Raw genomic sequence first — 14,670 nt, forward strand, 5'->3', positions numbered from 1 at the left:
CAAAAACAGTGATAGAGGCCCGCCCGTATCCGGAATTCCTTCAGAGATCCCTCATGTCCAGCTTCAAGTCCGATTTTCTCCGCACCATGCACGAGCGTGGCTTCATTCATCAGATGTCCGATGAGAGCGGCCTCGACGACCTGCTCGCGAAGGAGAGCGTGACTGCCTATATCGGCTTCGACCCGACGGCGCCCAGCCTGCATGCGGGCGGGCTCATCCAGATCATGATGCTGCACTGGTTCCAGGCGACCGGCCACCAGCCGATCTCGTTGATGGGCGGCGGCACCGGCATGGTCGGCGATCCTTCCTTCAAGGAGGAAGCCCGCCAGTTGATGACGGTCGATACGATCGAGGAGAACATCGCCTCGATCAAGCGCGTGTTCGCCAATTATCTCGACTACGACAAGGGTCCGGAAGGCTCCAAGGGCGGCGCGCTCATGGTGAACAATGCCGAGTGGCTCCGGGAACTGAACTATCTTGAGTTCCTGCGCGACGTCGGGCGCCACTTCTCCGTCAACCGCATGCTGTCCTTTGACAGCGTCAAGACCCGCCTCGACCGCGAGCAGTCCCTCTCCTTCCTGGAATTCAACTACATGATCCTCCAGGCCTACGACTACGTGGAACTGAACAAGCGCTACGGATGCCGCCTGCAGATGGGTGGCTCCGACCAGTGGGGCAATATCATCAACGGCATCGATCTAGGTCACCGCATGGGGACGCCGCAGCTCTACGCCCTGACATCGCCTCTGCTGACCACGTCGTCGGGCGCCAAGATGGGCAAGTCCGTCAACGGCGCGATCTGGCTCAACCCGGACATGCTCTCCGCCTACGATTTCTGGCAGTACTGGCGCAATACGGAAGACGCCGACGTTGCGCGCTTCCTCAAGCTCTACACGACGCTGCCGATGGACGAGATCTCGAGGCTCTCGGCGCTCGGCGGGTCCGAGATCAACGAGGTGAAGAAGATCCTCGCCACGGAGATCACCGCCATGCTGCATGGCCGGGACGCGGCCGAGCAGGCGGCGGAGACGGCCCGCAAGACCTTCGAGGAAGGCGCGCTGGCGGAAAACCTCCCGACGGTCGAGATACCCGAAGCCGAGATCGAAGCCGGCATCGGCCTCCTGGCGCTGATGGTGAGGGCCGGCCTTGCCGCCTCGAACGGCGAAGCCCGCCGGCATGTGCAGGGAGGCGCGGTGAAGATCAACGACCGTCCGGTCTCCGACGAACGCGCGCTGATCGGCAGCGGCGAGGTCACGGAAGCGGGTGTGATCAAGCTCTCGCTCGGCAAGAAGAAGCACATCCTCGTCCGCCCGGCCTGAGCCCGGCAGACTGCTCGCCAGAAATCGGGCCCGGCCTTCGCGCCGGGCCTTTTCTGTCCTACTGGAACTCGAAGATCTGCCGGAAGATGCCCGGCGCGATGATGGACAGCGGATTGACGGTCAGTCGCGGATTGGCGAACGGCCCCTCCAGCTTGAAGGTGATCCCGATCAGGCCCCGGTCGCGCCCGTTGCCCAGGATCGCGCCGATGATCGGCAGCTCCCCGAAAATCCGGTTCAGGCCATAGGCCGGCATGAAGGTGCCGGTGAGATCGGCATTGCCCGCGGCGTCGCGCACGACGCCCTGGAACGTCGCGCCGATCTGCTCTCCCCGAACGATGCCGTTCTCCACCGACAGCACGTTGCCGCGATAGACGATCCGGGCAAATCCCCGCTGGAACTTGGCGGAACTGACGTCGATGTCGCGACGTACCGCCGCGTTGAGGCTGCGTCCGTTCTCGCCAACGGGGGTCGATACGAGGGACTGCAGCCGGGCTTCGTTGAGAAGCGAAAAGTTGCGAATGTCGATGGAGCCGCTCCAAGCGCGACCTTGCTGCGCTCTGAGGGTGACGTTGAGCAGACCTCCCTTCATCCTGTTGTAGAGGTCCGCGAACCGCGCGACAGCACCCGCGTCACCGCTGGTGAGCACGATCGTATTGCCCTGCTGCATGCGGCTCACGACCGCCTGGCCGCTGCGCGTGACGGCAGAGAGGTCGGCCGCCGAAATCGTCCCGTCGGCTGCGGAAAACAGCATCGACACGTTTCGGAGCTTCTCGTCGTTGAAGCCGATCGCCTCATCGAGCTTCAGTTCCACCGTCGCGTTCATGTCTTCGTCGTGCGACATTGCCGGCGATCGCAGCTGCTGCAGAACCGGCCGCATATCCGCCGACGACCCCGTCACCGTCACGTGCAGGCCGCCGCGTTGCCGCTTCACGCTCACCGCGAAGTCGTCGCTCGGCGACAGCTTCATCCGTGAGAACTGCGCCGTCTGAAGGGCGCCGTCCTGCAACGTCAGGCTTCCCTGGGCGCCGAACCCCTCGCCGTCTAGTTCGAAGTTCTCGACACGATCCGTTTCGCCGTCGCGAGCCACCTCGAACGTCGCCCGCGCGGCAATGCCGCTTCCCTTGCTCCAGCCGATCCCCGGAACGGAAAGGGTCGCGTTGGTGAGGTCGAGGTCAAGGCTCTGCCGGTCATCCGCGAGCTGGCGGACTTCCACCTTCACCGTTCCGTCGACGAGGTCATCGAGGCCCGGGGCCAGCACGTCCCGCTGACCGTTGCCGAGCGTCGCCTTGATGGTCCTTTCCCGCGTCACCAGCGAATCCGTGCCGACCGGTTCCACCAGAGCGATTTCGGCCGGAACCTCGTCGATCGCAGCCTTCGCCTCAAGGCGTGCCGCCTGCGGATCGATCCTCAGGAGACCGGTGATATCGCTGATCGAACGGCCGGCGACGTCCTGCATCAGGTCGACCTCGTCGAGACTGATTTCGGCATTCCAGGTCGGCGGCGGCGGCTCCTGCTGGGTGATCAGCCCGAAACGGGCCGTCACGTTCGCGGTCGCCGTCCCGGAAAAGTCCTGCGGCGTAAATTCGGTGTGCTTCAGCGCATTCAGGGGCTGGAAGCTCGCGAGTTCGGCAATGGCGTCGGCGGCGCCGGACACCTGCAGCGAAAGGTCACCCATCAGCGGCCTGGAATAGGTCGAGGGCAGCACGAAGCGGGACTGCCCGATGGCGACGGACCTGCCCGATGGAAAATACGATTCGGCGGACGCGATATCGACCGTCATCAGTTCACCGCGCAGGTCGAAGCGTCCCTCGATATCCCGGAGCGGCGGGATCTGCCCGGGCAGGTTCATGCGCGCATTGTCGATGGAAAAGCTGATCTGCAACTCGTCTTCGCCGAGTTCCAGCGGGTGACCCGGTCCCTTCATCCTGCCGGCGGGGATGAAGACGGCCAGCGAACCGTTGGTGACGGTACCGCCGAACATGTTCTGGGCCGCCCACTCGCGTGCCTTGCGGGCCATCCAGAACGGCCAGAGCTGCTTGACGCCCGTTACCTGCATGCTTGGCAGACGTGCGCCGAAGCTGATCTCCGGGGACTGGGCCCCGAACTGCACCTTCAACGAGCCCGCCATCGTTCCCTGCGGGCTGGACACCATCATGTCGTCGAACTGGAGTTCCCGGTCGGCGGACAGGTAGCGTCCGCCGGCCCTGAGGTCGAAGGTCGTCGGCTCCTCCGCGGAACCTTCCGCGACGGCGCGCCCCCCGCTGACGAGAAGGTTTATACCAAAACCCGGCCGGGTTTCCTCGGGGAAAAGCCGGTTGAGGTCGATCACGGCCCCCACGAACGGGACGGTCGTGGGCCCGAACCGGACCTCCGACTGAAGCAGCTCCAGCGAATGCTTCGAAAAGTCGTAGGCGGCCTTGATCGACCCGCCGGACAGCTCCTGCGCAATGCCGTCGAAATAGAAGAGGCCAGGTGACTGCCGAAGCGCCGCGGTGATCGACGGTCGGGTCGATTCACGCGCCCGCACCGCGGACAGATCGACGTCGATGGCCCCCTGGACGCCGTCGCGGGGTGCGCCGTCATCCGCCCGCCGCAGCAGGAAGGGCGAGACCTCGAGGCCGCTCAGCGTCGCCGACAGTCCTGAGGTGACCCCATCCACCACCGAGGCCCGGGCAACCAGTCTGGCCGGTTCTCCGTCAAGTTTCACCTCTCCCGTCACGGCAATCTCGCCCGGACCGGAGTGTTCGAGGTTCATGTTGTCGACCCGCAACGCAAGCGACTTTCGACCGGGTGCGGCGGGCAGCAGGATTTCGACGCCGGATATCCTGATCGACCGGGTCGCCGTCCTTGCCATCAGCCCTCGCGCCTCGTCCAGCCTCTGGAAGACCTGTTCCAGGAGATCGGGCAGCTTGTCGACGCGCACTTGCGAAAGCGACATCGGCTCGCCCGACGGCAGGACGCCCGTATCGACCTGGATGCCATCCGCCTCCATGCGCCTGATCGAGACCCGCCCGGCCAGCAGCGCCAGCGGATCGATGGCCATGCGCATGGCATTGGTGCGGGTCAGGCGGGAGCCGGTCGCCTGCTCGACGATATCGACGTCCCTTGCCTCGATCGCGAGGCGGAAATCAGAATCGAATCGGATCGCGGCGGAACCGACCGAAGCGACGTAGCGCGGGCCTATCGCGTCATTGAGTGCGCGCGTTGCCCGATCCGACAGCGTGCCGTCGACGATGCCACCCTCGATCGCGAGGATGGAGCTTCCGACCGCGGTCAGGATCAGCATCAGCACCAGGACCAGCGTCCGCCCGAGCCTGCGCATGCGCGACCGCGGCGGCGGGCAATGGACGACAATCGCGTCCTCCATCTGGGCGGATGGAAGGTGATCGAGCGGCGTTATGTCCTTCCTGGTGAAGCTGACCTTTTCGCCGCGGATTTCCGACATCAGAGAGTATGCCCACCTTCTTGCCGGCGACTGATCTGCTTTCCGGTCAAACTAGTATACACGACTGCGGGCCTGATGATTCAAAATGGAGGCAAAAGAAAGGACGATCATGACGAAACCGAACGTCGGCGACACTGCCCCGGACTTCACCCTTCCGCGCGACGGCGGCGGCACCGTATCCCTCCGCGAATTCAGAGGTCGTAATGTCGTTCTCTATTTCTATCCGAAGGACGATACGACCGGCTGCACGGCCGAGGCGATCGCCTTCACCGCCCTGCTGGCCGAGTTCGAGGCCGCGAATGCGGTCGTCATCGGCGTCTCGCCGGACTCCGTCGCCCGACATGACAAGTTCGTGGCGAAACATGGCCTGCACGTCATCCTTGCGGCCGACGAGGACACCGCGACCTGTGAAGCCTACGGCGTCTGGACGCAGAAGAGCATGTACGGACGCAGCTACATGGGTGTCGAGCGGACGACCTTCCTCCTCGACCCGGACGGGCACGTCCGCGCGGTGTGGCCCAAGGTGAAGGTCGCGGGGCACGCCGAGGAGGTCCTGAAGACCCTGCAAGGCGCCTGAGCACCCGGCTTCAGGCGCCCTCTGCGGTCAACGCTCCATTAACCTTAAGGGAGTGTAATCATCCCCATCGCAGGGTGGGGCGGAATCGTGATAAATCCCGGAAACAGAAAAGCATTTGGACGACCTAAGGTCGAGCACGTCCTGATCCTCGCCAGCGGCGATCGCGTACGTCACGTGACCATCCGTCCCTGGATGGCGGTATCGGTCACGATCTTCCTCGCGGTCTTCACGCTTGGATACCTCGGCGCAACGGGATACCTCTTCCTCCGCGACGACCTCGTCAACGCGACGTTGGCGCGGCAGAACCGCATGCAACGCGACTACGAGGACCGCATCTCCGTTCTCCGGGCGCAACTCGACCGCGTTACCTCCCGCCAGCTCGTGGACCAGCAACTCATCGACCAGAAGGTCGAAAAGCTGCTCGAGCAGCAAAACGCCCTGTTCACGCGGCACGGAATGCTTGGCGACCTGCTCGATCGCGCGGCCCAGGCCGGCCTGACGCCGCCCACCCCGTCCGCGGCCCCTCCGGAAAGCGAACGTGAAGCGTCGCTCGGAGCAGCCGGCAATGCGATCCTTGCGCTTCTCGGCAAGGAGACGCTTCAGGCGGAACATGACGTGCCGGCGCTTTCCTACGCACCCTTGCGGACAGGCCGCCCGGAACAGGCCGACCGCATGTTCGCGGACATGACCCTGTCGCTGAAGACGCTCGAGCAGGACCAGATGGCGAGCATCGAGGCGCTCACGATCGACGCCTCCGAAACCGCCAACGAAATCGCAAGGATCATGAAGCGAAGCGGCATCGACGTCGATGCACTCGTGGATGATGGAGAAGCAGGCCTTGGCGGACCCTTCGTGGAGCCTGAGCGGGGCGATGATCTCTTCGATATCTCGATCGAGGAACTCGACGCGGCCCTGCGCCGGCTCGAGACGCTCCGCGTCAAGGCGGAAAGCCTGCCCTACGGCAATCCCGCCCCGGGCAAGTCGGTCACCAGCCGCTACGGCAATCGCATCGATCCCTTCCTCGGACGGCTCGCATTTCACGCCGGGATCGACTTTCATGCCCAGACGGGCGCCAAGGTCCTCAGCACCGGCGCAGGAACGGTTATCACGGCCGAATATTCCGGCGGCTACGGAAACCTCGTCGAGATCGACCACGGGCACGGCATCACCACCCGCTTCGGCCACCTTTCGAGGGTGCTGGTGAAGAAGGGCGACCGCGTATCGGCCGGAGACATCATAGGCCGCGCCGGCACGACGGGCCGCTCGACCGGGCCGCACGTCCACTACGAGGTTCGCCGAAACGGGCAGGCTGTCGACCCCGTTCATTTCCTGAATGCGGGCATGAAGTTGACCGGCTATCTCAACTGATAGCATTGCTGTTTCCGCGTTCTCCGCCTCTTAAGCATGAGCATTCACCACTCATGCAGCAAACCTGCCGTGTTTCCTTGACTTTGTTGAGTTTTGCCCTTATCTCGCCGCCAGATGTTGGGCACGCGACGTGCGCCGACCAGAGTGTTCTATGAAGAACCGGAACGGAAACAGTTTTCCCTTTGACTACATTTGCTGATCTTGGCCTGAGCCAGAAAGTCCTCTCTGCCGTCACCGACGCTGGCTACACGACGCCGACGCCGATCCAGGAGGGTGCCATTCCGCCGGCGCTGCAGCGCCGTGACATCTGCGGCATCGCCCAGACGGGGACGGGCAAGACGGCCTCCTTCGTCCTGCCGATGCTGACCCTTCTGGAGAAGGGTCGCGCCCGTGCGAGAATGCCGCGCACGCTCATCCTCGAGCCGACGCGCGAACTCGCCGCCCAGGTTGCCGAGAACTTCGAGAAATACGGCAAGAATCACAAGCTCAACATCGCCCTCCTCATCGGCGGCGTTTCCTTCGATGAACAGGACCGCAAGCTGGAGCGTGGCGCCGATGTGCTGATCTGCACTCCCGGTCGCCTGCTCGACCACTGCGAGCGCGGCAAGCTTCTCATGACCGGCGTCGAAATCCTTGTGATCGACGAGGCCGACCGCATGCTCGACATGGGCTTCATCCCCGACATCGAGCGAATCGCGAAGCTCATCCCGTTCACCCGCCAGACCCTGTTCTTCTCGGCGACGATGCCGCCGGAGATCCAGAAGCTCGCGGACCGTTTCCTGCAGAACCCGCAGCGAATCGAGGTGGCACCGCCCTCCTCCACGGCCAAGACCGTCACCCAGCGTCTCGTCGCCTCGCATTCCAAGGATTACGAGAAGCGTGCGGTCCTGCGCGACATCATCAAGGCCCAGGACGACCTGAAGAACGCGATCATCTTCTGCAACCGCAAGAAGGATGTCGCCGATCTCTTCCGTTCGCTCGACCGGCACGGCTTCTCCGTCGGCGCCCTCCACGGCGACATGGACCAGCGCTCGCGCACGACCATGCTGGCGAATTTCAAGGACAACAACATCACCCTGCTGGTGGCATCCGACGTTGCTGCACGCGGCCTGGACATCCCGGATGTCAGCCACGTGTTCAACTTCGACGTGCCGATCCATGCGGAAGACTATGTCCACCGCATTGGTCGTACCGGCCGCGCAGGACGCTCCGGCAAGGCATTCACACTGGTGACACGTTCCGACACCAAGTATCTCGATGCGATCGAGAAGCTGATCGGGGAAAAGATCGAGTGGTTGAACGGCGACCTGTCCGAACTGCCGGCTCCGATGGAAAGCCATGACAGCGACCGCGCTCGCAAGGGCGGTCGGGGTCGTGACAAGGATCGCGACAGGGATCGCGGACGCGGCAAGCGCAGCGAGACCGCACCAAAGGCGGAACAGCCCGCAGAGGTCGAAACAGTGGAAGAGGTTGCCGTGGAAGCGAGCCAGGAGCAGAACAGGCCGGAACGCAGGTCCGAGAGAAGGCCGCAGCCGGCTGCTCGCGCAGGCCGTCAGAACCCCGCCAACGACGACAGCCGCGATCGTCGCTCGCGTCACCGCCGCGATCAGGACGATGGCCCGACACCCGTCGGCTTCGGTGACGACATCCCCGCATTCATGCTGATCGTCGCCAACGCCGGCAAGGCCTGAGTCCGCGTGACCGGCTCGATACCCGGTACGGATTTCCCCGGGGTCGGTACCGGCCTCGTGATTCTGCGTGCAGACGGCAAGGTTCTCCTTTGCCGCCGCCTGCGCCCGCCGGAAGCGGGGCACTGGAATATCGTCGGTGGCAAGGTCGATCCGATGGAGCCTGCGGCCGAGGCCGCGCGCCGGGAGGCCGAGGAGGAGACCGGTCTGCGGATCGGCTCGGTCGAGCCGCTCTGCACCACCGAACAGATCATCGAACCCGATCGCCAGCATTGGGTCTCCCTGATCTATGTGACGACGGATTTCTCCGGCGAACCCAGCCTTACCGAACCGGACAAGCTGTCGGACATCGCCTGGTTCGATCCTGCCGAACCGCCTTCCCCCCTCTCCGCCTTTGCCGTCGAAGCCTTCGCGGCGCTCAGGGCGCGCGCCGGCTAGGTCTGGCCCTGCGACCGCAAGGCCGCCTCGTATGCGAGGGTGAGCCACTTCGCCATGATATCCGGATCGTCCAGCGCCTCGTCGGGAACGGTCCAGTAAGGCATGGCGGCCGCCTTTCCCTTCTTGGTTTCATAGCTCCACTGCCTGGCGCCGGCCGCCCGAAACTCGGGCGCGCTGGTCGCATCCGCCTTCAGGAGAAGCTCGCCATCCGAAAGTTCGAGGGCGACGATCAGGCCGTGGTGATAGATGCCCTTTCCCCCGAACATGCGCCTGATCGTCACGCGTCCGAGCGGCTCGAACATTTCCTCGATCGCGTCATTGTCCATCCGTCAGTCCCCGAGGACGCCGCCGGCCGCGATGACCGCTTCCGGCGTATCGACATCGATATGGGCAGCGCGGCCGATCTCGACATCGATGATCGGAAGGCCGCAGTTCTCGACGATCGCGCGCGCGCCGACATCCCCCTGCAGCTTCCGCACGGCTTCGAAGGTCGCGCGCGGAAGGATGATCGGATTGCCGCGCTTGCCCTCATGGGCCGCCCGGACGACGGCGAGCCCCCCTGCCTTTCGGAACGCCTCGACCATCCCGCCAAGGTGGCCGGGCGTCACCGCCGGCATGTCCGCCAGCATGACGAGCACGCCGTCGCAATTGCCGATCCCGTGGGACGACAGTCCGGCGACGAGGGAACTCGCCATACCCGAGGCGTAATCGGGGTTAAACACGCATTTCAGGTCGAGACCAGCGAGGAGTGGCTCCACCTCCTCGTGCCGGTGACCGGTCACCGCGACGACGGGCCCGAGCCCGGAACGGAGCAGCGTCTCCGCGCTTCGGCGCACCAGCGGCACGCCCTGGAAGGACGCGAGCAGCTTGTGCGGTCCGCCCTCGCCCATGCGCCGGGCCTGTCCCGCCGCCAGCAGCAGAGCGCCGACGGTCAGCTCGCTTTCGGTTGACGGCGCGCCATCCCGCGGTCTCGGCCGTTCGGGAATTTCCATCAGCAGTCCCCCTACTCCCATACCGCTGATGTCGAAGGACGTGGGACGTTCCCCGGCAAGGATGCGGTTCAGTATCCAGTCGAAGCCGTTTTCCTTCGGCGAGCGCGCGCATCCGGGCGCTCCGATCACCGGGATCTCCCCGATCGCGCCGAGCACCAGGAGGTTGCCGGGATCCACCGGCATTCCGACCTGGTCCACCGTCCCGCCGCATGCCCGAATGGCCGCGGGGATGACGTCGTCCGGATCGACCACGGCCGAGGCACCGAAGATGACGACGAGATCCGGGCGCTCGCCCTGCGGCGCAGTCACATCCCGGAGTGCAGCAGCCAGATCGTCCGTATCATGGGCCACGCGTTTCTCCCGGAAGAGCCGGCTGCCAGACGGCTCCAGCCGCTGTGCCAGAAGCCTGGCTGTACGGTCCATGACCGACGATTTCAACGAAGGAAGGGCCGTGGCGACCAGGACGACGCGATGCGGCCGATAGGGCTTTAGGGAAAATGAATCCGATTGCCGGGCGAGTCGGGCTGCGGCCTCGACCTTGGCGGAGGCGACCGCGAGCGGAATGATCTTCACGGTCGCGACCATGGTGCCCGCGGCGACCGCCGTGTGGTCGGCGATCGTCGCGAGCGTGATGCCGGGATCGACGCGGTTCAGCGAATCGACCCTGGCGCGATCGGCGAGGAAGAGGCCGTTTTCGGTGGCGTAGATGTTTACCCGACCGGTCGCAGCCTCCGAGCGACGCGTATGAGGCGTGTCGAGCGCCTCGGCGATCGCCGTCGCCGCATCGTCCTCGAGCGTGTCGCCCGCTTCGAGTCGCGCCGCCGTGACGTCTTCGAATCCTTCCTGGGCGAGAGCCCGGATGTGATCCGCCGTCAGGATCGTTCCCTTCGGCACGCGCCCGGTGGAGAGCCGGAGGCTGTGGGCGAGGATGCATCCTTCGGCGCTCGTAATGGGAACCCGTCCGAACTGCACGTCAGGCTCCGGGCACGAGGTTGCGCTGGCGGAAGGCCTGGATGATCTCAGCCAGGATCGCCACGGCGATTTCGGCCGGGTTGGCGGCGCCGATGTCGAGGCCGATCGGGGCCGAGATTCGTCCGATCTGCTCGTCGGTCAGTCCCTGCCGCCGCAGGCGCTCCACCCGCTGGGCGTGGGTCTTGCGGCTCCCGAGCGCGCCGACATAGAAACAATTCCGCTTCAACGCCTCAACAAGGGGAATGTCGTCGATCTTGGGATCGTGCGTCACGACGGCAACCGCCGTATAGGCATCGAGCGGTCGCGCGGCGAGCACATCCTCCGGCCAGTCCGCTACCAGGTCGACGCCCGCGAAGCGTTCATCCGTCGCAAAGGCCGTACGCGGATCGATGATCGTCAGGTCATAACCCGCAACGGGCGCCAGCCGGGACAAGGCCTGGCTGATATGCACCGCCCCGACGACGACGATGCGCGGCGGCGGCAGGTAGACGTTGAGGAAGAGTTCCCGGCCCGCAACGTCGACCACGCTGCTTCGGCCACTGCGGAAGGCCGCCGATACCGCATCTCCGAGCGACCCGGCGACGGCCTGTCCCTCCAGGATGACCTGTTCGCCCTGGCCGTCGAGGTCCGTGACGAGGATTACCGCCTCCCGTTCCCGTCGCGCGAGGTTGAGCGCGTGGAGCGTCTCCGTACGCATCAGGCGAGCCTCTCGACGTGAATGCGGATCGTTCCGCCGCAGGAAAGCCCGACGCGCCATGCCGTCTCGTCGGCGACCCCGAATTCCAGCAATTTCGCGTGCCCGGTCGCGATGACCTCCAGCGCCTCTCCGATGACCGCGCCCTCCACGCATCCCCCGGAGACGGACCCCTCGAAATTGCCGTCACCGTCGACGACGAGGTGGCTTCCGGCCGGACGCGGTGCCGAGCCCCAGGTCTGGATGACGGTGGCGATGGCGACCGGACGACCCTCCGCGTTCCAGCGCTCGGCGGTGGCAAGCGGATCAAGCTGCTCGACGTCGTTCATGGTGCGGCTCCTCCAGACATGAGACGGCGGGGATCGCCGTTTCGGGAACTGTCTCCACCCAGTGACCGGGCGAGATCTGCGACGGATTGGAGGTTATGGACCGGAAGAAGCTCGTCGACATGCGGCAGGATCGCCCTGACCCCGCGCGCCCGCGCCTCGAACCCGTCGAACCGGAGCAAGGGATTGAGCCAGAGCAGACGGCGACAGGACCTGTGCAGCCGATCCGCCTCTCTTTCCAGGTCCTCGATCCCCTCGCGCTCGAGCCCGTCCGTGATGAGCAGGACGACCGCGCCCTGGCCGAGAACGCGCCGCGACCAGAGACGGTTGAATTCGCCGAGCGTCGCTCCGATGCGGGTGCCGCCGGACCAGTCGGGAACTGCATCCGCACATGCGGCGACAGCTTCGTCGGGGTCGCGGCAGCGAAGATGCCGGGTCACGTTCGTCAGCCTCGTGCCGAAAAGGAAGATGTGGAGCCGCTCGCGCCGCTCCGACAGGGCGTGGAGGAAATGCAGGAAGATCCGCGTGTACTGGCTCATGGAACCGGAAATGTCGGCGAGAACCACCAGCGGAGGAGGCAGGACCTTGCGCTTGCGGAAGCGCGGCAGGATCAGGTCCCCGCCGCTGCGCATCGCATGGCGCATCGTCATGCGCGGATCGACGCGGTTGCCGGAGCCCGCGCGCCGGTAACGCCGGGTCGGGTACTCGCTGAACGGAATGACGAGACGGGCGATCTCACGGCGCGCCATGGCGAGCTCCGCCGCCGACATCTGGGCGAAATCCATCCGTTTCAGCAACTCGCGCTGGGATGAGGTTAGCCGCGCGTCGACATCGATCTCCGGTAGCTCCTCTGCACACGTTTGCGACGGAACCGGTGCAAGGGCATCCGCGACCCGGCCGTGCCCAGGCCTGGGCTTTGCCGGCGCGCGGTTGTCCGCAGCCTTCGGCGACATCAGCGCGATCATCTTCCCGACGAGGTCGCGGGAGCGCCAGAAAAGCTCGAAGGCTTCGTCGAACACCGGCTGGTCTTCATGTCGCCGGATGAAGACAGCGGACAATGCGGCATGGAATTCATCGCGCGAACCCGGACCGATCGCCCGGATCGCATTGATCGCGTCGGCGGAATCGCCCGGCCCGGTCTTCAGCCCCGCCCGTCTCAGCACCCGGGAAAAATGGACGATATTTTCCGCGAGCTTTCCGCCTTCCGGTGGCCGGCTCGGTCCGTCGTCCTGATCCTGCCTTGCCGGTGCCTGCATCATTCACCCCGCCGCGAGAAGGTCGGCCTTCACCTCGGAGAGCAGTCTTTTCCCCTCGTCTCCCCGGATACGGTCGATGTCGTCCTGGTATTTCAGCAATGTCCCCAGCGTGTCGGAGATCGTCTCCGGATCCAGCGCCAGCCTGTCCAGTTCCGTCAACGCGGTGGCCCAATCGAGGGTTTCCGCGACGCCGGGGTTCTTGAAGAGATCGATTTGGCGCAGCCGCTGGACATAGGCGACCACCTGACGCGAGAGCGCGGCCGCGCAGGCCGGAACCTTGCGGCGGATGATTTCCATCTCCAGCGCCGCGCCGGGATAGTCCACCCAGTGGTAGAGACAGCGCCGCTTCAGCGCGTCGTGGATCTCGCGCGTCCGGTTGGTGGTGATGACGACGATCGGCGGTTCGGCGGCCCTGATGGTGCCAAGCTCCGGGATCGTCACCTGGAAATCCGACAGGACCTCCAGCAGGAATGCCTCGAACGCCTCGTCCGCCCTGTCGAGTTCGTCGATGAGGAAGACCGGAGCTGGCATGCCCGGTTGGCCGAGCGCCTGAAGGACAGGGCGCCGGATGAGATGCCTCTCGGCGAAGATATCCGTCTCCAGCCGCTCGCGATCGCGAATGCCCGCCGCTTCCGACAGTCGTATCTCGAGCATCTGGGCCGGATAGTTCCACTCGTAGACGGCAGACGCGACGTCCAGGCCTTCGTAACACTGCAGGCGGATCAGCGGGCGATCGAGCGCCCTTGCAAGCGTCTTGGCGATCTCGGTCTTGCCGACGCCAGCCTCGCCTTCCAGGAAGAGCGTCCGCTTCATCCGCAGGGCCAGGAAGACGACCGTCGCGAGCCTTCGCTCCGCGAGATAGTCGTGGGCCTCCAGGAGGGCCATCGTCTCATCGATGGAGGCGGGTAAGCGCACTTTGCCGTCTTGCGTCATGTCTCCTCCTCAGGACGCAGTCTAGAGCGTGCGAAAGCCCCGGTCCAGATAGATCAGTGCAGGATTGCGCGGTCCGAAATGCATCGCCACGACTTCTCCGAACATGACGAAATGCGTCGAGGCCGGGCGGATCTCGGTGACGCGGCAATCGAAGGAAACGAGTGCGTCGGAAAGAATGGGAGAACCCGTCTCGAGGGTCTCCCATTGACCCAGTGCGAAGCGATCCGCGGCCGAGGCTCCCGTAAAGCCGGCAAATCGGGTCGCAAGTTCCTCATGCTGCTCGGCAAGTGCGTTGAGGGCGAACACCCCGCTCTCCGCGAAGAGATCGTTCCCCGGATTGCTCGCGTTGAGGCAGACGAGAAGCGTCGGTGGATTGTCCGAAACAGAACAGGCTGCAGTGACCGTGACCCCTCGCCTCACACCCTGGTGTTCGGTCGTGACCACCTGGACGTGGCCGGCATAGAGTGCCATCCCGTTCCGATATGTCGCGGGATCAAGCTGCTGTCGTGTCAAATGCTTCTCCGAGGACTGCAAGCGTTCAAGGTCAGGCCCCGATATGGCGTTCTCTTAGGGACTTGTCTACGCCCATCCTCGCGGCAGCTTGGCGCGCCATCTCCGAAATCCTTTGACCCACCGCGTCGGGCAGCTAAATGTCTTTCAAA

13 protein-coding genes are annotated in these 14,670 nt (G+C 64.9%); 5 read left to right on the forward strand and 8 right to left on the reverse strand.

Annotated elements, in window-relative coordinates:
- Nucleotides 1-53: 53 nt before the first annotated feature.
- Entirely contained in the window at nt 54-1,319 is a 1,266-nt protein-coding gene (gene tyrS, locus ACWGPT_RS05870) for a tyrosine--tRNA ligase (protein ID WP_452604660.1), read from the forward strand.
- 58 nt (nt 1,320-1,377) lie between these two features.
- On the opposite strand, the gene ACWGPT_RS05875 is transcribed toward tyrS, so the two are convergent.
- A complete protein-coding gene (locus ACWGPT_RS05875) occupies nt 1,378-4,764 on the reverse strand; it encodes a YhdP family protein (protein WP_452604661.1) in 3,387 nt (1,128 codons plus the stop codon).
- A 109-nt stretch (nt 4,765-4,873) separates the two neighbouring features.
- Here ACWGPT_RS05875 and ACWGPT_RS05880 point away from each other — a divergent pair, with 109 nt between their 5' ends.
- From ACWGPT_RS05880 to ACWGPT_RS05895, 4 genes are all read left to right on the forward strand, one after another.
- Nucleotides 4,874-5,341 carry a peroxiredoxin gene (locus tag ACWGPT_RS05880; RefSeq protein WP_452604662.1) on the forward strand — a complete coding sequence of 156 codons (468 nt, stop codon included), beginning with the start codon at nt 4,874-4,876 and terminating at the stop codon, nt 5,339-5,341.
- An 87-nt stretch (nt 5,342-5,428) separates the two neighbouring features.
- Entirely contained in the window at nt 5,429-6,709 is a 1,281-nt protein-coding gene (locus ACWGPT_RS05885; RefSeq protein ID WP_452604663.1) for a M23 family metallopeptidase, read from the forward strand.
- A gap of 182 nt (nt 6,710-6,891) precedes the next feature.
- Nucleotides 6,892-8,400, forward strand: coding sequence for a DEAD/DEAH box helicase (locus ACWGPT_RS05890; protein WP_452604664.1), 1,509 nt, complete (start codon nt 6,892-6,894; stop codon nt 8,398-8,400).
- Nucleotides 8,401-8,406: 6 nt separating this feature from the next.
- The gene (locus ACWGPT_RS05895) at nt 8,407-8,835 is read left to right on the forward strand and encodes an NUDIX domain-containing protein (protein ID WP_452604665.1); all 429 of its coding nucleotides are present in this window, start codon (nt 8,407-8,409) and stop codon (nt 8,833-8,835) included.
- On the opposite strand, the gene ACWGPT_RS05900 is transcribed toward ACWGPT_RS05895, so the two are convergent.
- The 7 genes from ACWGPT_RS05900 to ACWGPT_RS05930 are packed head-to-tail and all read right to left on the reverse strand — an operon-like array spanning nt 8,832 to nt 14,479.
- Nucleotides 8,832-9,161, reverse strand: a complete 330-nt coding sequence (locus tag ACWGPT_RS05900) for a TfoX/Sxy family protein (protein WP_452604666.1) — start codon at nt 9,159-9,161, stop codon at nt 8,832-8,834. The two genes, ACWGPT_RS05895 and ACWGPT_RS05900, sit on opposite strands and share 4 nt — an antisense overlap.
- A 3-nt stretch (nt 9,162-9,164) precedes the next feature.
- Entirely contained in the window at nt 9,165-10,799 is a 1,635-nt protein-coding gene (locus tag ACWGPT_RS05905; protein ID WP_452604667.1) for an NTP transferase domain-containing protein, read from the reverse strand.
- A 1-nt stretch (nt 10,800) separates the two neighbouring features.
- Nucleotides 10,801-11,496, reverse strand: coding sequence for an XdhC family protein (locus tag ACWGPT_RS05910; RefSeq protein ID WP_452604668.1), 696 nt, complete (start codon nt 11,494-11,496; stop codon nt 10,801-10,803).
- Nucleotides 11,496-11,822 carry an XdhC family protein gene (locus ACWGPT_RS05915; RefSeq protein WP_452604669.1) on the reverse strand — a complete coding sequence of 109 codons (327 nt, stop codon included), beginning with the start codon at nt 11,820-11,822 and terminating at the stop codon, nt 11,496-11,498. The genes ACWGPT_RS05910 and ACWGPT_RS05915 overlap by 1 nt, the downstream gene beginning before the upstream one ends.
- Nucleotides 11,819-13,075, reverse strand: a complete 1,257-nt coding sequence (locus ACWGPT_RS05920; protein WP_452604940.1) for a vWA domain-containing protein — start codon at nt 13,073-13,075, stop codon at nt 11,819-11,821. The genes ACWGPT_RS05915 and ACWGPT_RS05920 overlap by 4 nt, the downstream gene beginning before the upstream one ends.
- Nucleotides 13,076-13,078: 3 nt before the next feature.
- The gene (locus tag ACWGPT_RS05925; protein WP_452604670.1) at nt 13,079-14,008 is read right to left on the reverse strand and encodes an AAA family ATPase; all 930 of its coding nucleotides are present in this window, start codon (nt 14,006-14,008) and stop codon (nt 13,079-13,081) included.
- 21 nt (nt 14,009-14,029) lie between these two features.
- Nucleotides 14,030-14,479 carry a flavin reductase family protein gene (locus tag ACWGPT_RS05930; RefSeq protein ID WP_452604671.1) on the reverse strand — a complete coding sequence of 150 codons (450 nt, stop codon included), beginning with the start codon at nt 14,477-14,479 and terminating at the stop codon, nt 14,030-14,032.
- Nucleotides 14,480-14,670 lie beyond the last annotated feature (191 nt).

The sequence above is a fragment of the Pseudorhizobium sp. NPDC055634 genome (assembly GCF_053618655.1).